The sequence below is a fragment of the Stenotrophomonas sp. TWI1151 genome, from assembly GCF_039673135.1.
Lineage (GTDB): Bacteria > Pseudomonadota > Gammaproteobacteria > Xanthomonadales > Xanthomonadaceae > Stenotrophomonas.
The window spans coordinates 53,654-75,111 of record NZ_JBDJLA010000002.1 but is presented as its reverse complement, the minus strand read 5'-3'; the positions used below and the strand labels follow the sequence as shown (position 1 = coordinate 75,111).

Genomic DNA, 21,458 nt, shown 5'->3' with positions numbered 1-21,458 from the left:
ATGGTACGGAAGACGACGTGACGACGGCCTCGGCGCCCTCGGCGGGGCTTTGTTACGATGGGTCGGTTTTGGCTGATTCTGCCGCCAACTCCGCGTCGCGCCACCCTCCCCCTTCCGTCATCCGAATGAGTACCGCCGTGTCCTTCTTTGCAAATGTGGAACTGGTCCCAGGCGACCCGATCCTGGGCCTGACCGAGGCTTACAACGCCGACAGCCGCCCGATCAAGGTCAACCTGGGCGTGGGCATCTATTACGACGAGAGCGGCCGCATCCCGCTGCTCCGCGCCGTGAACACGATCGAACAGCAGCTGGCCACTGACGCCAAACCGCGCGGCTACCTGCCGATCGACGGTCTGCCGGCCTACAACCAGGCCACCCGCGAGCTGGTCTTCGGCAAGGATTCGCCGCTGCTGGCCGCAGGTCGCGTGGCCACCTCGCAGACCATCGGCGGCAGCGGTGCGCTGCGCATCGGCGCGGACCTGCTGCACAAGCTGTTGCCACACGCCACCATCGCCATCAGCAACCCGAGCTGGGAAAACCATCGCGCGGTGTTCGGCGCGGCCGGCTTCGAGGTGGTCGATTACACCTACTTCGATGCCGCCACCCATGGCGTGGACTTCGACGGCATGCTGGCCGACCTCGGCAAGCTGCAGCCGGGCACCGTGGTGCTGCTGCACGCGTGCTGCCACAACCCGACCGGTGCCGACCTCACCGTCGCGCAGTGGAAGCAGGTGGCCGAGCTGTTGAAGGACCGCCAGCTGTTCCCGTTCATCGACATGGCCTACCAGGGCTTCGACAAGGGCATCAGCGAAGACGGCGCCGCCGTGCGCATCATCGCCGAGGCCAGCATCGACAGCTTCGTGGTCGCCAACTCGTACTCCAAGTCGTTCTCGCTGTATGGCGAGCGCATTGGCGCGCTGTCGGTGGTCGCCCCGGACGCGAACGCGGCCAAGGCCGTGCAGTCGCAGGTCAAGCGCATCATCCGCACGATCTACTCCAGCCCGTCCAACCACGGTGCGGCACTGGTGGCCGGCGTGCTCAACAGCGTTGAGCTGCGCCAGGTGTGGGAAGCGGAACTGACCGAGATGCGTGAGCGTATCCACGCCCTGCGCCACGGTCTGGTGGAGAACCTGGTCGCCGCCGGCGCACCGGAGTACGCCTTCATCAACGACCAGGCCGGCATGTTCTCGTACTCGGGCCTGAGCCGCGCCCAGGTGGACCGCCTGCGCGACGAGTTCGCGATCTACGCCGTCGGCACCGGCCGCATCTGCGTGGCCGCACTCAACCAGGGCAACCTGGCATACGTGGCCAAGGCCGTGGCGACCGTCAGCAAGGGCTGAGCAGTAGTGCTCCTGTGAAGCAGAACGGCCGCCCTGCGCGGCCGTTTTTCTTTGCCGCGCCGGCAGCGCGTTGCGCGCGGTGGGAACGGTTACGGCAGCCCGCGCCTCGTAATGGCTCCGGCGAAGGGCGACAATAGGCGCTTCTCCTCTGAAGGCCGCCTGATTCCATGTCCCAGACGTCGCTGACCCGCTATCTGATCGAAGAGCAACATGCCGGCCGCATCAACGCCGATCTGCGCCAGCTGATCGCTGTTGTCGCCCGCGCCTGCACCAGCATCTCCATCGCGGTCAGCAAGGGCGCGCTGGGCGGTGTGCTCGGCGAAGCCGGTACCGGCAACGTGCAGGGCGAGGCGCAGAAGAAGCTGGACGTGATCAGCAACGAGATCCTGCTGGAAGCCAACGCCTGGGGCGGTCACCTGGCTGCCTGTGCCTCGGAAGAAATGGATCACTGCCAGCCGGTGCCCGACACCTACCCGCGCGGTGACTTCCTGCTGCTGTTCGATCCCCTCGATGGCAGCTCCAACATCGACGTCAACGTGTCGGTCGGCACCATCTTCTCGGTGCTGCGCTGCCCGCCGGGCACCGAGCAGCCCAGCGATGCCAGCTTCCTGCAGCCGGGCACCGCGCAGGTCGCGGCCGGCTACTGCATCTACGGGCCGAGCACGCAGATGGTGCTCACCGTCGGCCACGGCACGCACGCGTTCACCCTGGACCGCGAGAAGGGCGAGTTCGTGCTGACCACGCCGGACATGCAGATCCCGGCGGACACCCAGGAATTCGCGATCAACATGTCCAACCAGCGGCATTGGGAAGCCCCGATGCAGGGCTACGTGCAGGACCTGCTGGCCGGCAAGGAAGGCGCGCGCGGCAAGAACTTCAACATGCGCTGGATCGCCAGCATGGTGGCGGACGTGCATCGCATCCTGACCCGCGGCGGCATCTTCATCTACCCGTGGGACACGAAGGATCCGTCCAAGGCCGGCAAGCTGCGCCTGATGTACGAAGCCAACCCGATGGGCCTGCTGGTCGAGCAGGCCGGCGGCGCCGCCACCACCGGCCGCAAGCGCATTCTCGACATCCAGCCCGATCAGCTGCACCAGCGCGTGCCGGTGTTCCTCGGGTCGCGCAATGAAGTGGAAGAAGCCACCCGTTACCACCGCGAACACGACAGCGCGGCGGGTTGATTTGCTACACAGGGCTGGCCATCCGGTCAGCCCTGTTGATACGTGGCAACGGCGTGACATCGGCCACGGCAGCGGTCACCATCGGCCATTCGTGCCCACGGATGACCCCATGACTGCCGACGCACCGCTCGATTTCATCGAAGTAATCCACAACGCCGTCCCCAACGAGGTCTGCGCGGCCCTGCAGGCCCAGATGCGATCCAGTGCGCAGTTGCAGCCGGGCGAAGTGGGCAGCGGTGTGTTCCCGGAACTCAAGCACAGCAAGGATCTTCGCATCAGCGGGCGTCCCGAGTGGCGGCAGGCGGAAGCAGTGCTGCAGCAGGCGGTTTTCAAGGGTTTGCTGACTTATCTACGCCGTTATCCACAGGCCCTGATCTCGCCACTGATGTTGCAGATCCAGGACAGCCAGGGCCAACCGCGCCGGTTGGCGGCCGAGGATTTTCCCGACATGGACGACGCCACGCTGTCCGACCTGGCCCGCACCTGCCTGCGGCCCGGTGCCATCAATCTGCAATGGTATGCGGCGGGCGAGGGTGGCTATCCGTACTGGCACTGCGAGCTGTACCCACGCGATCCGGCTGGCGAAACGCTGCACCGCCACCTGCTGTGGACGCTCTACCTCAATGACGATTTCGACGCCGGCGAAACCGAGTTCCTGTTCCAGGGCCGCAAGGTTGCGCCACGCACCGGCAGCCTGTTGATCGCACCGACCGCGTTTACCCACACGCACCGGGGCAACCGGCCGCAGGGTGGGGACAAGTTCATTGCGACGAGCTGGATTCTTTTCCAGAGTGCGCAGAAATTGTTTGGTGGGAATTGATCAGCGCGCCGACACCAGCAACACAGCACCGACCACCACTACCGCCGCCAACACCATCACCGTGATCAGCACATTGCGCCCGGTGCGCTTCGCCTTCGCCTTCAACCCGGCCAGCACGTCCAGATCGAGATAGAGACGATCACCGCCTGCGTCGCGGATGACGCCGTTGTCGCGGTAGTACTTCAGTGGCGCATGGAGTGCCGGGTCGATGGTGTCGGCCGCGATCGCGCTCTGCGGAGACAGCGCCTGATGGCCGGTGAAGTGTGCGATCAACGCGTCGCGCTGCTGCTGCACCGCTGCGGTGATGGCGGCATTGATCGCGATGTTGGCCGCGTTCGACGCGGCCGAGGTGGCTGCCGATGACATGTGGTTCCCCCTGGATATCCGATATGGACGTCAGACCACCCGGCGTCTTGGCCCGATTGTTGGGCGGGCGCGGCCCAAAGTCCATCGGGGGCGCTGGTTAGAACAGCGAGCCCTGGGGTGAGTCCACCCGCGGGGGCAGCGGCCGCAGGAAGCGGGTGCAGTCCAGTCTCGGCCAGTGGCTGTGCTGCGCATCGAAGCCCAGCCGCTTGCGGGCCAGCTTGAAACGGTTGGACAGCAGATCCGCGTAGACGCCTTCGCCGCGCATGCGCGTGCCGAACTGGCTGTTGTAATCCTTGCCACCGCGCAGCTGGTTGATGGTGCTCATCACGTGCGTGGCGCGGTCCGGGTGGTGGGTGTCGAGCCAATCGCGGAACAGCGGCGCCACTTCCAGCGGCAGCCGGAGCAGCACGTAGCCGGCGGTGGAGGCACCGGCATCGTGGGCGGCCTCAAGCACGGCTTCCAGTTCGGCATCGTTGATCCACGGGATCACCGGCGCGACCATCACCCCGACCGGGATGCCGGCATCGCTCAGGCGACGCATCGCGCGCAGCCGTGCATGCGGGGCCGAGGCACGCGGTTCCAGCTTGGCCGACAGGTGCGGGTCCAGCGAGGTCACCGAGAAGTGCACGCTGACCAGGTGCTTTTCGGCCAGCGGCGCAAGCAGGTCGATGTCGCGCTCGACCAGCGCGTTCTTGGTGATCAACGAGAACGGGTGCTGGGTTTCCAGCATCACCTCGATCAGCTGACGGGTGAGCTTGAGTTTGCGCTCGATCGGCTGGTAGGCGTCGGTGTTGATGCCCAGCGCGATCGGCTGCGGCACGTAGCCGGGGCGCGAGAACTCCTTGCGCAGCAGCTGCGGCGCATTGGTCTTGGCGAACAGCTTGGTCTCGAAGTCCAGCCCGGGCGAGAGATTGAGATAGGCGTGCGAGGGTCGGGCGAAACAGTACGAGCACCCATGCTCGCAACCGCGGTACGGATTGACCGACTGGCTGAAGCCGACGTCGGGCGACTTGTTGCGGCTGATGATGCTGCGGGCGGTCTCGGCGCGCACTTCGGTACGCAGCCGCGGCGCGGCGAACTCTTCACTCTCATCCGGCGCCCAGCCGTCGTCCATCGCTTCGCTGACGGTGACCTCGAAACGGCCCGCCAGGTGCGTGCGGGAGCCCCGGCCTTTGATCGCAATACCCATCGTCAAAGGCTATCGCCGGGAGGTCTCAAGGAATGAGACGTCGTGGCGTCGGAACGGCGGGGATGGGAGATATCCATGGTTAGTAGTATTACTAACCACAGGCGTAATGGGAAGTGAAACCCGCGCCGGGTAAGGGTCGGCGGAGGTGGAGACCGATTTGATCCCCAAATTTATCCACAGGGCCAGAGCGCGTGCCTGCGGTGTCACGTCACGGGCGGCCGAGCCGACCAACGGTCGGCGCTACCTGATGCCGGGCGCCCCTTACGCGGCAGGGCTACGCGCCGCATCACAGCAGCCGCAGATAGCCCTTCACCGTGGCATCCAGCCCGTCATACAGCGCCTCGCTGATCAGCGCATGGCCGATCGAGACTTCCAGCACGTCCGGCACGGTCCGCAGGAAATCGGCCAGGTTGTCCTGCGACAGGTCGTGGCCGGCGTTGACGCCCAGGCCGGCCGCCTGGGCGCGGCGCGCTGCATCGGCAAACACCGCCAGCATGGCGGTGGCGTCACCGGCGGCATGCGCCTCGGCGTAGGGGCCGGTGTAGAGCTCCACGCGGTCGGCCCCGATCTCGGCGGCCTGGGCGAGGTCGGCATTGCCCGCGTCCACGAACAGGCTGACCCGGCAGCCATACGACTTCAACTCGGCGATCAGCGGGCGCAGCCGCTCGGCATCCCGGGCGAAGTCGACGCCATGGTCGGAGGTCAGTTGGCCGTCGCCATCGGGCACCAGGGTGGCCTGGGCGGGGCGGGTCTGCGCGCACAGCGGCAGCAGCCCGGGATAGCCCTCACGCGGGGGCGCGAACGGGTTGCCCTCGATGTTGAACTCCACGCCGCGCTCGGCCGTCAGCGCGGACAGCGCCAGCACGTCCTCGGCGCGGATGTGGCGTCGGTCCGGGCGCGGGTGCACGGTGATCCCATGCGCGCCGGCATCCAGGCAGGCACGGGCGGCCTGCAGCACGTCCGGGTCGGTGCCGCCGCGCGAGTTGCGCAGTACGGCGATCTTGTTCACGTTGACGCTGAGTTGGGTCATGGCACTACGAGGGGTCGGATTCACCCTGAGCAGCCGGGGTGCGCGCCTGGAGGGCGAGCTCCCGCAGCCGACGGAGTTCGTTGGGATCGGTGATGGCCGCGCGGGTGGGTTGCACGTCACCGAAGCGGGCCACGTAGAGGCCGCGGACCCACGCCAGCAGGAACACCAGGGTGCCCAGCAGCGACAGCGCCATCAGCCCCATGTGGGGGGTCTTGAGCGCCATGCCGAAACAGGCCAGCGCGAACAGCAGAAACAGCCAGTACATGTCGTTCTCCCCGATTGACCGGGCCAGTGTAGCGCTGGCGCCGGGTGCGGTTCCACGGGGAGCAGTGGCTACAGCAGCGGCGAGGCCAGGCGGGCGAACGCCTCGGGCACACGGTGCCGCCACAGCGAACGCTGGCGGTCGTTGTAGACCGGCGCGGCGCTGCTGTATTCGGCCCGCAGGATCTCGGCCAGCGCCGCAACGCGGCCGGTGTCGCTGATCATCATCGAGAGCTCGAAGTTGAGCCGGAAGCTGCGGTGATCGAAGTTGGCACTGCCGACGATGCACACGTCGTCATCGACGATGAAGGCCTTGGTGTGCAGCATGCGTGGGCCGTACTCGTAGATCTTGACCCCGGCCTGCAGCAGCTCGTCGAAATAGGAGCGCGCGGCCTGGGTGACGAACCAGGAGTCGCTCATCTTGGGCACCAGCAGGCGCACGTCCAGGCCACCGAGTGCGGCCGAGGTCAGTGCCATGCGCGCGGCCTCGCCGGGCACGAAGTAGGGCGTCACCAGCCAGACGCGCTCCTTCGCTTCGTGGATCGCCGCCACGTGCAGCCGGTGGATGGTCTCCCACGACGAATCCGGACCGGAAACCAGCACCTGCGCATTGATGCTGCCCTCGCTGCGGCTGGGCATGGTTTCCGGCCACAGCTGGGCGATGTTGAAGCGCGCCGGCTCCTGGCCGGTGGCGTAGATCCAATCCTCGATGAAGACCAGCTGCAGGCTGCGCACCACGTGGCCCCGCAGCCGCATGTGCAGGTCGCGATACGCATCCGGGCGGACGCTCTCATCTTCCTCATCCGTGATGTTGATGCCGCCGGTAAAGGCCTGCAGGCCGTCGATGATGACGAGCTTGCGGTGCGTGCGCAGGTTCAACCAGGGCCGCTTGAACGGTTTGAGCAGCTGTCGCGGGTGGAACCAGACGACTTCGGCGCCTGCATCCAGCAGCGGCTGCAGGAAGCGCTTGCGGATGGACGACGAGCCGACCGCATCGAGCAGCAGGCGCACGCGCACGCCGGCGGCCGCACGCTCGGTCAGCGCATCGCGCAGCGCGGTGCCGGCGTGGTCCGGATTGAAGATGTAGTACTCAAGGTGCAAGTGGTCCTTGGCCGTGGCCACCGCGGCAAGCAGTGCGCTGTAGGTGGCCGCGCCATCGACCAGCCACTCCACCTCGGTGGCCGAGCTCGGTGAGAGCCCGGTGGTGGCCTGGGCGATCTTGGCCAGCTCGGTGCAGTCCGCATCCGGTGGGCAGACGCTGCTGTAATGCTCCATCCCCGAGCGCGAACGACCACGGCGCAGGCGCTGCCGCTTCACCTTCTGCGGGCCGAGCAGGTAGTAGATGAACAGGCCAAGGTAGGGCAGGGCGGCCAGCGACAGGATCCAGCTCAGCGTGGCGACCGGCTCGCGCTTCTGCAGCATGATCCAGCCGGTCAGCCACAGCAGATAGAGAATGTAGGCCGCCACCATCAGGGGGCGCAGGTGGGGGATGGCATCGAGCCAGTCCCCGAAGACGTCGAAGGTTGCGAGCATGGCCGGATGATAGCGGGCAGCGTGGCGCTGGCGCGTATCCACGGCCGGCGGCACAAAAAAAACGCCCCTGTTTCCAGGGGCGTTTTCCAGTCGCGTCATGACTGCGTCTTGCGTATTACTGCTGTACGAAGCCGATCTTCTTCATCTGAGCATTCTTCGCGGCAGCCAACACCTTGGCCATCACGTCGTACTCGGAGTCCGGGCTGGCATCGATGCGCAGTTCCGGCTGGTTGGTCGGATCGCGCTGCACTTCCTGTTCCATACGCTGCTGCAGTTCGCCCACAGCCACGGGGCTGTTGTTCCACGACACCTGGTTGCTGGCGTCCACCTTCAGCTCGATCGGCGGCGGCGGTTCGACCGTCACCGGCGGTGGGTTGAGCACGCGCTGCGGCAGGTCAACGGCGATCGGGTACGTCATGATCGGCGCGGTGACGATGAAGATGATCAGCAGCACCAGCATCACGTCCACCAGGGGCGTGACGTTGATGTCGGCCATGGGGCCTTTGTTACCACCAGTACTGAACGCCATGGCTTACTGCCCCTTTACTTTGGTGGCGACGAAGCCCACGTCGAGCATGCCCTGTTCCTGCGCGACCTTCGTCATCTCATTGATGACGCGCATCTTGGTGGTGCGATCACCACGCAGGTTGAGGGGCGGCTGCGGGGTCTGCTGGGCGGCGGTCGCCAAGCGCGACTCAAGAGTCTGCTTGTCGATTTCCTCGTCGTTCCAGTAGATCGAGCCGTCTTCCTTGACTGCCAAGGTGATCGGGCTCGCCCGCTTTTCAGCGTCTTCCGGATTCTGCACCAGGTTGGCCTCAGGCAGATCCACCTTGACCTTGTGGGACATCAGGGGCGCCGTGATGATGAAGATGATCAGCAGCACCAGCATCACGTCCACGAGGGGCGTAACGTTGATGTCGGCCATGGGGCCGCCGCTGTTACCACTACTGAAAGCCATAACGGGCTCCGTCTAGATCGTGTTGACTACGTTCTCGCTGGGTGACGCGCGTCGCTATTAGCGAACGCGCGAACCGGTGGCGAAGAAGTCGTGCAGGTCGTGAGCGAACGTATCGAACTTGCTGATCGTGGCGCTGTTGATCTTGCTGAAGAAGTTGAAGGCGAACACGGCCGGGATAGCCACGAACAGACCGATGGCGGTCATGATCAGTGCTTCACCCACCGGGCCGGCAACGGCGTCGATCGAGGCGGAACCGGTGGCACCGATCTTGATCAGCGCGCCGTAGATGCCCCACACGGTACCCAGCAGACCCACGAACGGAGCGGTTGCGCCGACGGTGGCCAGCAGGGTCATGCCCGACTGCAGGTTGTTGCTTTCGCGGGTCACGGCCTGACGCAGGGCGCGATCGACGAACTCCGAACGGCTCAGGTTCTCACCCAGGCCACCCGAGGTGCCGCCTTCCGAACGCTGGTGGTGCGCAGCAGCCTGTGCAGCGTCCAGAGCGATCTTGGAGAAGGGCTCCGAAGCCGGCTGTTCTTCCATCGCACGGATGGCGTCCTGGGCGTTCGGGGTATCCCAGAACAGGCTCACGACCTTGTCGGCAGCAGCCTTCAGACGGGTGGCGCGGAAGATGTTGATGACGGTCCAGTACCAGGACATGGCCGACATGATGATCAGGGTCAGCAGCACGACCCAGGAGACGGCGAAGTCACCCGGCTGGGTGGTCATCTCGTGGATCAGGTGCTCGAAGCCCATCTGCGACAGGGCGTTGGAGTTGCCCCCGGCAGCAGCGGCGATGAAAAGTTCCTGCAGCATGACGCTTACCTTTGTTGTGTGTGGTGATAAAGGGTATTGCTAGAAATAACCGCTAGGGGCGGTGGCCGGCGGGCCACCGGCCACTATCAGTTCAGCGCAAAGTTGACCGGGACGCGAACGCGACCTGCGACCTTCTTCCCGCCCGATTCCGCGGAACGGAAGCTCCACTTGCGAGCTGCGTCCATGGCGGCGCGATCGAGGTCACGGTTACGGCTGGACTTCTCGACCGACACATTGGTGACGTTGCCATTGGCATCGACGTCAATGATCAGGATGACTTCACCCTGGATACCAGCACGGAACGCGGCCGGCGGGTAACGCGGGGGGTTCATGTTCTTCGACGAGATGTCGACGCTTGCCTCAATGGTGCTCGGCGGCTGCGGCGGCGACGGCGGCGAAGGCGGTGTGACGATGTCGGTCGGACGCGGGTCCGGGATATCGACCACAGGAGCCTGCGGCGGCGGCGGAACCGGGGACGGCTTCGGCGGCGACAGGTTCTTGACCGGCGGCGGCGGGGTGTCATCCGGCGGCGGCGGCGGCGGCGGCGGTGGTGGCGGCGGCGGAGCGTCGACCAGGGTCACCATGATGTTGCGTTCTTTCTCCGCCACGGCCTTGGGAGCCACAGCCGGGATCAGAAGCATCATGAAGGCGGCGAGATGCAGTGCGATTACAAAAGCGATACCCACGATACGCGGCCAGGAGAGGCCGGTGTCATCGCGTTGTTCGTACCTGTGAACGACTAGTTGTTCCGTCATGCGCCAAGAGCTCATTAGTGGGGCCGGGATACCCGGGGACAGGTAGCCCATGATCAGCGGTGCATGACACCGCAGGAACCTCCAAGCTTATACCAATCCTGAGCGCCTGCGCATCACTTATGCAGGCGTTCAGGCGTTATTCCTACTTACTTCAGGTTGATGATTTTCTTGGCATCCGCCTGGTTCTTCACACCCTTCGCCAGCGCTTGCTGGGCGGCCTGCTTGGCCTCCGGAATGCGACCTTCCGAATGCAGCACGCGTGCCAGATTCAGGTAGGTCTCGCCATCCTTGGAAAGCGGGGCAGCCTTCTGCCACGCCTCGATCGCCTTGTCCGTCTGCTGCGGGTCGGAGTAGTAGTACGCCTGGGCCAGTGCCAGGTATACCTGATAATCCGGCTTCAGGATGTTTTTCTGCAGGCCATCATTGATAACGGCAATGACGTCCTTTTCTTTGTTCTCGCTGTTGGCGTAGATCGAGTACAGCTGCTTGTACTCGCGCTCGTCGGTCAGCTGGCCGGCGGCGTACAGCTTGGCCATGACAGCGCCAGCCTGGTCCATCTGGTCGGCCTGCATGTACATGCTGGCCAGGTTCAACTGCACCTTCTTGTCGTTCGGGTTCTTGGCCGCCAGCGCTTCGGCCTGCTTGACCGCTTCACCGGTCTGGCCGGCTTCGGCCATGGCAGCCATCAGCAACTGGTTCCAGTTGTCCTTCGGCTCGGGCGAGCCGGCGATAGCCTGCTGCAGCACCGGGATGGCCTCGGCGTAGCGCTCGGCCTGGTACAGCGCCTGGCCCTTGGCGATCAGCTCTTCGGGCTTGTTCGACTTGGTCTCGGCGAAGTACTTGTCCAGCGTCGCCAGGCCTTCGTTGATCTGGTCGTCCTGCAGCTGCAGCTGACCCAGCATCAGCATCGACTGGTAGTGGCCGTTGTTGTCCAGGCCACCGAGCTGCAGCACCTGCTCGAGGTACTTCTTGGCAGCGGCGACGTCATCAAGCTGGTAGGCCGCCTGCGAGGCGAGCTGCGCGGCGAGCGACTTGTCGTAGGCGTTGGCAGCGGGATTGGCCAGGATTTCGTCGGCCTGCGCGCGCGTCTCCGGGAACTTCTGGTCGTTGTAGCTGTCAATCATTTTCTGCAGCTTCGGACCGACCTTGGCCGAGGACTTCTGCTCCGGCTCCTGGCGGGTCGCCTGCGGGTAGAGCACTTCGGCCTTGGCCTGCTTCTTCCCGCCACGCGCGCCACGCTCCGACGAGCGGGCCTGGGCGAAGGCATCGGTGATCATGGCGCCACTTACAGCGGTCGCGATGAGGACGGAAAGGACGGCTTGCTTGTGGTTGCTGAAAATCATCTTTCACCTCGATCGAACCGCCGCAGCGGCATCAAAACGGACTGTCAGAAAAATCTGAGCCGCCAAACGTATCAGAAACTGATGGCGTGAGAAATCGTTTCCGATGCTGCAATACAGCATCTTTGACTCGTATCCGGACGCGTCAACCGCACTTTGGCCTGCGCCCGGCCGCCTGGGCTTGTTGGTATACACCACTCAGGGACGGCGCGTCTCGCTGAAGTTCACGGATACGGTTGGCAGGATCGGGGTGGGTGGACAGCCATTGGGGCGAGCGACCCCCACTGGCGGCCATCATGTTCTGCCACAGATCCACTGCCTGGGCGGGGTTGAAACCGGCCTCGGCCATCAGCCGCTGACCCACGATATCGGCCTCGCTTTCCTGCGTCCGCGAGCCGGGCAGCAGGAACGCGGCTTGGGCGCCGGCGCCGCCGAGCTGGTTGACCGTACTGGCCGCACCCTCACCGTAGGCCGCACCGGCAAGTGCCCCGAGCACCGACAGGCCGGTCTGCGCGCCCATCTGGCGGGTGATGCGCTCTTCGTGGTGGCGGGAGATGACGTGCCCGATCTCGTGGCCGATCACCGCGGCCAGCTGATCCTGGTTTTTGGCGACCGTGAAGATGCCGGTATTGACCCCGACTTTGCCGCCGGGCAGGGCGAACGCGTTGGGCTCCTTGTCGACCATCAACGCCGTCTCCCACCGTACGCCACGGTACTGTGGCGGCAACTGGGCGACCAGCGCATTGACCACGCACTGCACGTACGCGGTCTGCTTCGGGTCCTTGCTGAGGGTTCCCTTGGACTTGGTCTCGGTGAACGCCTGCGCGCCCAGCTGGTCCAGTTCCGCCTGCGAAACACCGCCGACCATCTGGCGGCGGCCGGTGGGTGAGGTCGTGGTGGCGCACGCGCTCACCAGCATGGCGATGGCAATTCCCAACAGCACTGGTTTCATGTGCGATCCCCCGTGTTCATGTGCGCAGTGTGGAACGCGGCCACGTAAATTTTCGTCAAGCCGCGTGATCGATCAATGGAGGCCCAGAAACATCAGCGCGACCAGGGCAATGCCGTTGTTCAAGGCATGCGCGGCGATCGGCGCCCACAAGGTTCCGGTGCGTTGGTAGAGCCAGGCGAAGGCCGCGCCCATGCCGCCATAGACGAGCCATAGCTGTGCGATTTCCCACGGGCCGTTGGCACTGGTGCCGGGGATTTCATGTACCAGGGCGAACGCCAGGCTGCTCAGGACGATGCCCAACACCGGGCGACCGGCCTGCCACAGGCGACCGAACAGGACACGGCGGAACAGCAGCTCTTCATAGGCCGGCGCGAGCACCACGGCAAACAGCGCGAGGAACCAGGGGAAGCGCGTGATCGCCTGTTCCATCAGGGCCAGGTTGGTCGGCACCGGTTCGATGCCGCCCTGCTTGGCCAGCCATGCGATCAGATTGCTGCCGATGATCACACCGGTGGCGACCAGCAGCGTCCACCCCCATGTCGAGGGGCGGCGTGCCGCCTGGAAGGACAGCGTACGTTCGGCGGGCGTGGCCCGGCGACGGAAGAAATACAGCACCAGCGCGGCACCACCGGTGGCAACGAGCGCCATCAGGATCTGGGCCAGCGCCCCGGGTTGGCCCAATTGCTGGGCAAGACCGGCAACGGCCGAAGCATCCGCACCGTCGCGAGCGGCCTGGTAGCCAACGATCGCCCCGCGGTACAGCCCCCAGACCAAGCCGCTGATCAGGCTCAGCGACAGCAGCACCAGCACGCCAATGCCCAGGTCGATGAAGAAGCCCGCGAGCGGGGAACCCGGCTTGCGCGGCAATGACGGAACGGCAGGGGGCAGCGGAGGCGTCATGGACGCCGGGGGGGTAGCGGACATCGGATTCCTGGCATCGGGGGGCGATGACCGGCCAGGGTGCAGGTCGCACCCGGCCAGCCCGTCCCCGATTGTGTCAGATATCCAGGTTGGCGACCTTCAGCGCGTTGTCTTCGATGAAGTCGCGGCGCGGCTCGACCACGTCGCCCATCAGCGTGCTGAAGATCTGGTCGGCGGCCACGGCATCCTCGATCCGCACCTGGAGCAGGCGGCGGGTGTCGGGATTGACCGTGGTGTCCCAGAGCTGCTCGGGATTCATTTCACCCAGACCCTTGAATCGCTGGATCTGGCGGCCCTTCTTGGCTTCATCCAGCAGCCAGTTGCGTGCTTCGGCGAAGCTGGCCACCTCGGCCGACTTTGCACCGCGGCTGATCTTGGCACCGGCGCGGACCAGGCCATGCAGCAGCAGCGAGGACTGGTGCAACGCACGCAGCTCGCCGGTCTCGAACGCGGCCAGCGGCAGCACCTGGATCATCTGCTCGCCCATGTGGCGACGCGTGACCAGCACGGCGGCCGGACGCTCGTCGGTGGGTTCCTGCAGTTCCAGCGTGTAGCGCGGGGAACCCAGGCTGCCCTGGTTGAGGCGGGTCGCCAGTGCGGCGAGGCCTTCGTCGGCGCCGGCCTTGCGCAGGTGCTCCAGATCCATCGGCGTGAAATCGATCAGTGCTTCGAGCACCTGGCGATCATAGCGATGGCCGTTGCGCGCAATGGTTTCCTGCGCCGAAGCATAGGAGAGCAACAGCTTCTCCAGCGCTACGCCTTCGATACCCGGCTCGCTTTCGGCCGGGATCAACGACGCGCTCTCCACCGCACTGCTGGCCAGATACGCGTCCAGCGCCGGATCATCCTTCAGGTACAGCTCCTGCTTGCCCTGCTTGATCTTGTACAGCGGGGGCAGGCCGATGTAGATATGGCCGCGCTCGATCAGCTCCGGCATCTGACGGTAGAAGAAGGTCAACAGCAGCGTACGGATATGCGCGCCGTCGACGTCGGCATCGGTCATGATGATGATGCGGTGGTAGCGCAGCTTGTCCGGGTTGTACTCGTCCCGGCCGATGCCGGTGCCCAGCGCGGTGATCAGCGTCCCGACCTGGTCCGAGGCGAGCATGCGGTCGAAGCGCGCACGTTCCACGTTGAGGATCTTGCCGCGCAGTGGCAGCACCGCCTGGTTCTTGCGGTTGCGGCCCTGCTTGGCCGAACCACCTGCCGAGTCACCCTCGACGATGAACAGTTCGGACAGCGCCGGATCCTTTTCCTGGCAGTCAGCCAGCTTGCCCGGCAGGCCGGCGATATCCAGCGCGCCCTTGCGACGGGTCAGATCGCGCGCCTTGCGGGCGGCCTCACGTGCACGCGCCGCGTCCACGATCTTGCCGGCGATCGCCTTGGCTTCGTTCGGGTTTTCCTGCAGGAATTCTTCCAGCCGCGCGCCGAAGGCACTTTCCACGGCGGGGCGCACGTCCGAGCTGACCAGCTTTTCCTTGGTCTGGCTGGAGAAGCTCGGGTCAGGAACCTTCACCGACAGCACCGCGATCATGCCTTCGCGCATGTCATCGCCGGTCAGGTTGATCTTGGCCTGCTTGGCGATGCCGTTCTGCTCGATGTAGTTGTTGAGCACACGGGTCAGCGCGCCGCGGAAGCCGGCCAGATGGGTACCGCCGTCCTTCTGCGGAATGTTGTTGGTGAAGCAGTACATCGTTTCCTGATAGGAATCGGTCCACTGCAGCGCCACGTCCACGACGATGCCGTTGGATTCGCCGGTCACCGAGATCACGTTCGGGTGCAGCGGCGTCTTCAACTGCGCCAGATGCTCCACGAAGCTGCGGATGCCGCCTTCGTAATGGAAGTCGTCGCGGCGGCCATCGCCGCGCTCGTCGACCAGCACGATCTTGACGCCGGAATTGAGGAAGGACAGCTCGCGCAGGCGGCGGGCCAGGATGTCGTAGTGGAACTCCACGTTGTCGTGGAACGCCTTCACCGACGGCCAGAAGCGCAGGGTCGTACCGCGCTTGGTGCTGGCTTCGACCTGCTTCAGCGAATTGACGGCGGCACCGTCAGCGAATTCCTGCTGGTAGTGGAAGCCGCCCTGGTAGATATCCAGCAGCAGCTTCTGCGAGAGCGCGTTGACCACGCTGACACCCACGCCGTGCAGACCGCCAGAGACCTTGTAGCTGTTGTCATCGAACTTGCCGCCGGCATGCAGCACCGTCATCACGACTTCGGCTGCAGAGACTTCGCGATCGAGCTTCTTGCTCATCTGCTCGTGCTTGCCGGTCGGGATGCCGCGCCCGTTGTCCGACACCGAGACCGAGCCATCGGCGTGGATCATCACCGACACATGGTCGGCGTGGCCGGCCAAGGCTTCGTCGATGGAGTTGTCGACGACCTCGAACACCATGTGGTGCAGACCGGTGCCGTCATGGACGTCGCCGATGTACATACCAGGACGCTTGCGGACAGCCTCGAGGCCTTCCAGGGCGGTGATGCTGTTGGCGTCGTAGTTGCCGCTGTTTGCGGGGATGTTCTGTTCTTCAGTCATTGCGCTTGCCGTAGGCTCCGCAGGTCGGTCCGCCGCCGTGAGGCGGGGCGCCGAGTAATAAGGGGTTGCAACAGCAATTATACCAGCCGGGCACTGTGGCCCCTGGGGGACCACTATGGCACAGGCAGGACCTGTCCATGTTCCACGTGGAACCGGGTGATATCTGTCGCGTCCACCAGCGCCGCCGGCACCTCGGTGGCGGTGATGAAGATCTGTGCCGGGCCGGCCTTGAGCCGTTCCAGCACCCGCGCCTGGTGATGGCGATCCAACTCGGACGACAGATCGTCCAGGGCGATCACCGGCCATTCGCCGCGCTGCTCGGCATAGTCCTCGGCCTGCGCCAGCAGGCAGGTGAGGGCGGTCAGCTTGGCTTGGCCGCGCGAGAGTGCATCCCGGCCCGGAATGGTCTCAAATCCGACGCTCCAGTCGGCCCGGTGCGGACCGACCGACGTATAGCCGGCCATGCGGTCACGTTCCCGGGCCAGCAGCAGGGCGTCGGAGAGCGAAACCTCCTGCTTGCGCCACCCTGGGCTCAAACTCAGCGACTGGATCCCCAGATTGGGCGCCAGTACGGCGGCCAGTTCCACGGTCCGTTCCTGTAGCCGTTCCAGGTAATGCTGGCGGCGGGTGGTCAGCGGTTCGCCGGCCTCGGCGAGCTCCCGGTCCCACGCATCGAGCGCGTTCGGGTGCCCTCCTTGCTTGAGCAGGGCATTGCGCTGTTTCAGGGCCCGCGAGTACCGCCGCCACAGACCCATGAAGTCTGGTTCCACGTGGAACAAACCCCAATCAAGGAACCGGCGACGCGGTTCACCGCCGCCGCTGACCAAGGCATGGCTACCGGGCTCGAAGGTGACGACCGCCAGTGCGGCGCACAGCGTCCCGAGCTGAGCGACGTCTTCCCCGTCCAGTCGGCCTTTCCATTCCTGGCCGCTGTGGCGAAGCCCGGCCTTGCGACGGGTCGGGGTGTCGGCACCTTCGCGCTGCTCATCCCATTCCACGAACACATCCAGCGCCTCCCGGCCCTGGCGTACCAGGCCATCCCGGACACGGCCGCGAAAACTGCGCCCATACGCCATGACGTGCAGCGCCTCCAGGACACTGGTCTTGCCGGCGCCATTGTCACCGGTGATCAGGTTGATGCCCGGTTGCGGTGCCAGTTCGACGGTATCGAAGCGGCGAACCTGGTGCAGGGTCAAGCGGCGGATGTGCATGCGGACGATCAACGCCGCACGGGGCGGCAGACGGGTAGGGGGAATCGATCAGCTTACTGCATTGCCCAGGTTCCACGTGGCCGGATGCTCGGCGCGCCGGTTGTCGACCTGACCATTCGCCGAGGGCGGAAGGAGCCGGTCGGTGCGTCCCGGTGTTCAGCGCGATGGCGGCTCGGTCTGCCATGCGTGCATTTCGGGTGCGCCAACGATCATCGGGCCAGACAAGCGCGATGTTCGCCGCCGACGTCAGCGCCGCGGCCAGCACCGCCACGTGAAACCTCCGTTTCCCGCCGCATGGCCAGCTGGAGGGGCCTGAATTTTTTCAAATCTGCGCCGTACGCAGCACTGAGGTACTGCAGATTTCAACGAATTCGCACCGTTTTTTGCCCGCCTTGCGAGCCAGGACGCGGCCGGTCCCCTGTTTTTTTTGAAATCTGGACGTGAGGTCGAATCGCCGAAGCGTAGAACCCGAGCAGCTCGCGCAGACCCAAACGAGACTGTCCACACCCGCTCTGTATGGCTTATGCACAGCCTATGGGCAATCTGTGGATAAAAAGGGCCTCTTGAACGGCCTCGAAAGATATCCACAGGATCACCCCCAGGCTCAGACCCTGTTTTACCGGGGGTTTCAGGCCTATATTCCTCTTTAAAACCAACCACTTAACCTACTTTTCAACCAAATCTGGCCCTACCACCACCACCAAGCTTTAGATTTATATACAGTTTTTAAAAGCATAGAGCTGTGATCCAGCGGCCAAAAAGCCGGGTACCGCAGCGCTTCGGAGCGGACGTGCAGTTGGCGCAGTTCGCTCGGCTGACGTATGCAGAATCGACACGCGCGGCAGCCGTCCGCCGCCATTCGCTCTCTGGCCCCGTGCCGCACCAACCGAAGGGCCGGAGCAAACGTGGTCACCACCTCGTGGGGCTCGTTGCCAAAGTCCCGCTCGCTGCGTGTCCTCCGGCTCGCGAGCGTTGCGGATGCGCCACAGGATCAGCCGAACGGTACGGCCACGCCACAAACGCACCGCGAAAAAAGAATGCTCCACGTGGAACATCGTTCTCTCGCCCAAAAAGAAACCCGGCAATGCCGGGCTTCTCAGAACCACTCGGTTCCACGTGGAACCTACACCTCGCAGGTCACAGACGCAGCGGCATCACCACGTGACGTGACTTCTCGCTGCTGGCCTCACGGACCAGGGCAGAGGAGTTCGAATCGCGTAGCTGGATCACGACGTGCTCGTCGCGCAGTGCGGACAACGCGTCCAGCAGGTAGTTCACGTTGAAGCCAATGGCCAGATCGCTGACCGTGGTATCGGCCTCGATCTCTTCCTGGGCTTCTTCCTGCTCCGGGTTGTGCGCGCTGATTTTCAGGTTGCCCGGCGAGACTTCCACGCGGATGCCGCGGTACTTCTCGTTGGACAGAATCGCAGCGCGCTGCAGCGAGGCACGCAGGGCTTCGCGATCCACCTTCACTTCGCGGTCGGCACCGATCGGAATCACAGCCTCGTAATCCGGGAACCGGCCGTCGATCAGCTTGGAGGTGAAGGTCACATCGTCGCGCTTGACGCGAACGTGGCTGCGGCCGACTTCCAGCTCGATCTCACGATCGCCGCTTTCCAGCAGACGCTGCAGCTCGGTCACGCCCTTGCGCGGCACGATGATCTGACGCTTGGCGCCGCTGGCTTTTTCCAGCTCGGTTTCGCACAGCGCCAGGCGGTGACCGTCGGTCGCCACGGTACGCAGGGCATCGCCACGCAGGTCGAACAGCAGGCCGTTGAGGTAGTACCGCACGTCCTGCTGGGCCATCGCGAACGCGGTGCGTTCGATCAGTTCCTTCAGGGTCGCTTCGCCGATGGCCACGCGTTCGGTCGCTTCGACTTCGTCGACAGACGGGAAGTCGTTGGCCGGCAGCGTTGCCAGGGTGAAGCGGCTGCGCCCGGCCTGCACGGTGATCTTGTCACCGGTCTGCGAGACGGTGATCCGGCTGCCGTCGGGCAGGGCGCGGATGATCTCGAACAACTTGCGGGCGGGGATGGTGGTCTCGCCGTCCTGGGCATCTTCCACCGCGATCCGCGACACCATTTCCACTTCCAGGTCCGTACCCGTCAGCGAGAGCTGTCCGTTCTGGACCTGAACCAGGAAATTAGCCAGAACCGGCAGGGTCTGGCGGCGTTCGACCACGTTGACGACTTGTGCCAACGGCTTGAGAAAGGCTTCGCGCTGCAGTGTGAAACGCATGTGGTTCCGTGCCCCTATGCTTTAAAAAAATGTGGAATAAATCAAAAGCTTGGTGGTGCTGGTAGGGCCAGAATCGCGGGAAAACACGACTAAGCCTTTGTAAACAATAGGGTTTTTGACCTCGAAACCCTCTGCATTACTAGCCCCCAAGGGGTGGGGAAAGGTGTGGATAACTTTACCGCCGAATCGAGCGGCTTTTTTATCCACAACCTATCCCGCGCTTACTACCGGATTCTGCACCGTTTTATGCGATGACGCCTTAGCGGCGTACATGCATCATTCGCTCAACTTCCGGATCAGCTTGTCCCAGTCTTCCCGCAACTTGCCGTCCGCTTCCATCAACGTCCGGATCTGCCGGCAGGCATGCAGCACCGTGGTGTGGTCCCGGCCGGCAAAGGCGTCGCCGATTTCCGGCAGGCTGTGCTCGGTCAGTTCCTTGGTCAGGGCCATGGCAACCTGACGGGGACGGGCCAGCGACCGGGTCCGACGCTTGGACAGCAGATCCTTGATCTGCAGCCCGTAGTAGTCGGCCACGGTTTTCTGGATGTTGGGAATGCTGATCGCCTGCTGCTGGGCGCGAAGCAGGTCGCGCAGGGTTTCCTGGGCGAAATCAGTGGTGATCGCACGGCCGGTGAAGTTGGCGCGTGCGGCCAGGGTATTCAACGCACCTTCGAGGTCGCGGACATTGGAGCGCATCTTCTTGGCAATCAGAAACGCCACATCGTCGGGGATATCGGTGCCACGCTCGCGGGCCTTGGCCAGCACGATCGCTGCACGCGTCTCGAAGTCCGGCGGCTCGATCGCCACCGACAGGCCCCAGGCCAGGCGCGACTTCAGCCGTGCTTCCAGGCCCTCGACTTCGCGCGGGTACCGGTCGCAGGTCAGGATGATCTGCTGCTTGCCGTCGAACAGGGCGTTGAACGTGTGGAAGAACTCTTCCTGGGTACGGTCCTTGCCGGCGAAGAACTGGATGTCATCGATCAGCAGCGCGTCCACCTGCTGGAACTGGCGCTTGAACTGGTCCATGGTTTTTTCCTGCAGCGCACGGATCATCGCGCTGAAGAACTGTTCCGAACGCAGGTACAGCACCTTGGCCGCCGGATTGGCCTGACGCATCGCATTGCCGGCCGCGAACATCAGGTGGGTCTTGCCCAGGCCGGTCCCGCCGTACAGCAGCAACGGGTTGTGGGCGCGGTCGCCCGGCTTCTGCGCCGCCTGGAACGCCGCAGCCAGACCCAGCTGGTTGCTGCGGCCTTCCACGAAGTTGGCGAAGGTGTAGTGCGAATCCATGTTGCCGGCGAACGGCACCAGCGGTTCGGCCGGCGCCGCCGGTGCGGACAGGCCCGGAATCGGCGCGATCTGCGCCTCTACCGGACGCGGACGCGAGCCGATTTCAAGAAAAACGTCGCCGAAACCGGCGAAGTGCGCCAGCAGCTCCTTGATGCGCGGCAGATACAGCTCGCGCACCTGGTCGACGATGAAGGCGTTTGGCGCATAAAGCACCAGGCTGTCCGCGCGCAGATCTGCCTGCAGCGGCTTCAACCAGGTGTGAACATCCTCGGGCGGAAACTCCGCTTCGAGGCGTTCGAGAGAACGAGACCAGGCATCCATCGGCAATAATCGTCTGGGGCCAGCGGATAGGCGAACAAAAGCGCCGCACCGCAGGCCGGAAGGGGGGAAGAATGGATGGCGCAGACTACCACCGACGAGGGGGGCCGGGAATGGTTGTCCCAAAGTTATTCACAAAACGATCCACAGCTATTGCACAGCCCGGTGAATTCCCGTAGTGACAGACACTTGACGGGACCTCGATGAGGTCTATAGAATTTCCGGTTCTTTCCGTCCCCTTCATATAGAGGCCCGCATGGCCACCAAGCGCACTTTCCAACCCAGCAACCTCAAGCGTAAGCGCGACCATGGCTTCCGTGCCCGTATGAAGACCGCTGACGGCCGCAAGATCCTGTCGCGTCGCCGCGCCAAGGGCCGTAAAGTCCTGAGCGCTTGATTG

The 21,458-nt window shown here is 64.5% G+C and carries 20 protein-coding genes; 4 read left to right on the top strand and 16 right to left on the bottom strand.

The window, feature by feature from the left end:
* The first annotated feature begins 137 nt into the window (after positions 1-137).
* The 3 genes from ABE422_RS04510 (at position 138) to ABE422_RS04500 (ending at position 3,344) form a co-directional block, all read left to right on the top strand.
* Positions 138-1,340, top strand: coding sequence for an amino acid aminotransferase (locus ABE422_RS04510; RefSeq protein WP_346482560.1), 1,203 nt, complete (start codon positions 138-140; stop codon positions 1,338-1,340).
* A 167-nt stretch (positions 1,341-1,507) separates the two neighbouring features.
* Complete coding sequence (locus tag ABE422_RS04505) at positions 1,508-2,524, top strand: class 1 fructose-bisphosphatase (RefSeq protein WP_313210537.1); 1,017 nt, start codon at positions 1,508-1,510, stop codon at positions 2,522-2,524.
* 109 nt (positions 2,525-2,633) lie between these two features.
* Entirely contained in the window at positions 2,634-3,344 is a 711-nt protein-coding gene (locus ABE422_RS04500; protein WP_313210641.1) for a 2OG-Fe(II) oxygenase, read from the top strand.
* On the opposite strand, the gene ABE422_RS04495 is transcribed toward ABE422_RS04500, so the two are convergent.
* The 16 genes from ABE422_RS04495 to dnaA all read right to left on the bottom strand — a co-directional run bounded on the left by ABE422_RS04495 (position 3,345) and on the right by dnaA (position 21,061).
* Complete coding sequence (locus ABE422_RS04495) at positions 3,345-3,710, bottom strand: hypothetical protein (RefSeq protein WP_346465276.1); 366 nt, start codon at positions 3,708-3,710, stop codon at positions 3,345-3,347.
* 97 nt (positions 3,711-3,807) lie between these two features.
* Positions 3,808-4,899, bottom strand: a complete 1,092-nt coding sequence (locus tag ABE422_RS04490; RefSeq protein ID WP_346482559.1) for a PA0069 family radical SAM protein — start codon at positions 4,897-4,899, stop codon at positions 3,808-3,810.
* 286 nt (positions 4,900-5,185) lie between these two features.
* A complete protein-coding gene (locus ABE422_RS04485; protein ID WP_346462791.1) occupies positions 5,186-5,929 on the bottom strand; it encodes a pyridoxine 5'-phosphate synthase in 744 nt (247 codons plus the stop codon).
* A gap of 4 nt (positions 5,930-5,933) precedes the next feature.
* Positions 5,934-6,194 (bottom strand): hypothetical protein, encoded by a 261-nt coding sequence (locus tag ABE422_RS04480; protein WP_070474188.1) that lies wholly within the window; start codon positions 6,192-6,194, stop codon positions 5,934-5,936.
* A gap of 68 nt (positions 6,195-6,262) precedes the next feature.
* Entirely contained in the window at positions 6,263-7,723 is a 1,461-nt protein-coding gene (gene cls, locus ABE422_RS04475; RefSeq protein ID WP_346482558.1) for a cardiolipin synthase, read from the bottom strand.
* A gap of 115 nt (positions 7,724-7,838) precedes the next feature.
* Complete coding sequence (locus ABE422_RS04470; protein ID WP_046272258.1) at positions 7,839-8,252, bottom strand: biopolymer transporter ExbD; 414 nt, start codon at positions 8,250-8,252, stop codon at positions 7,839-7,841.
* A gap of 3 nt (positions 8,253-8,255) precedes the next feature.
* Positions 8,256-8,681 (bottom strand): biopolymer transporter ExbD, encoded by a 426-nt coding sequence (locus tag ABE422_RS04465; protein WP_046272259.1) that lies wholly within the window; start codon positions 8,679-8,681, stop codon positions 8,256-8,258.
* Positions 8,682-8,738: 57 nt separating this feature from the next.
* Entirely contained in the window at positions 8,739-9,497 is a 759-nt protein-coding gene (exbB, locus tag ABE422_RS04460; protein ID WP_019184055.1) for a TonB-system energizer ExbB, read from the bottom strand.
* 86 nt (positions 9,498-9,583) lie between these two features.
* Positions 9,584-10,141, bottom strand: a complete 558-nt coding sequence (locus tag ABE422_RS04455) for an energy transducer TonB (protein ID WP_172407616.1) — start codon at positions 10,139-10,141, stop codon at positions 9,584-9,586.
* A 257-nt stretch (positions 10,142-10,398) separates the two neighbouring features.
* A complete protein-coding gene (locus ABE422_RS04450) occupies positions 10,399-11,595 on the bottom strand; it encodes a tetratricopeptide repeat protein (protein WP_313211271.1) in 1,197 nt (398 codons plus the stop codon).
* A 142-nt stretch (positions 11,596-11,737) separates the two neighbouring features.
* A complete protein-coding gene (locus ABE422_RS04445; RefSeq protein WP_346482557.1) occupies positions 11,738-12,544 on the bottom strand; it encodes a M48 family metallopeptidase in 807 nt (268 codons plus the stop codon).
* Positions 12,545-12,616: 72 nt separating this feature from the next.
* Positions 12,617-13,468 carry a CPBP family intramembrane glutamic endopeptidase gene (locus ABE422_RS04440; RefSeq protein WP_313211273.1) on the bottom strand — a complete coding sequence of 284 codons (852 nt, stop codon included), beginning with the start codon at positions 13,466-13,468 and terminating at the stop codon, positions 12,617-12,619.
* Between the two features lie 73 nt (positions 13,469-13,541).
* Positions 13,542-16,001, bottom strand: a complete 2,460-nt coding sequence (gyrB, locus tag ABE422_RS04435; protein ID WP_313211274.1) for a DNA topoisomerase (ATP-hydrolyzing) subunit B — start codon at positions 15,999-16,001, stop codon at positions 13,542-13,544.
* A 113-nt stretch (positions 16,002-16,114) separates the two neighbouring features.
* Positions 16,115-17,212, bottom strand: a complete 1,098-nt coding sequence (gene recF, locus ABE422_RS04430; protein WP_313211275.1) for a DNA replication/repair protein RecF — start codon at positions 17,210-17,212, stop codon at positions 16,115-16,117.
* Between the two features lie 1,137 nt (positions 17,213-18,349).
* On the bottom strand, positions 18,350-19,450 hold the full coding sequence (dnaN, locus tag ABE422_RS04425) for a DNA polymerase III subunit beta (RefSeq protein ID WP_019184048.1): 1,101 nt from the start codon (positions 19,448-19,450) through the stop codon (positions 18,350-18,352).
* A gap of 276 nt (positions 19,451-19,726) precedes the next feature.
* On the bottom strand, positions 19,727-21,061 hold the full coding sequence (gene dnaA, locus ABE422_RS04420; protein WP_046272260.1) for a chromosomal replication initiator protein DnaA: 1,335 nt from the start codon (positions 21,059-21,061) through the stop codon (positions 19,727-19,729).
* 253 nt (positions 21,062-21,314) lie between these two features.
* Here dnaA and rpmH point away from each other — a divergent pair, with 253 nt between their 5' ends.
* Complete coding sequence (gene rpmH, locus ABE422_RS04415) at positions 21,315-21,455, top strand: 50S ribosomal protein L34 (protein WP_006404565.1); 141 nt, start codon at positions 21,315-21,317, stop codon at positions 21,453-21,455.
* Positions 21,456-21,458: the final 3 nt, after the last annotated feature.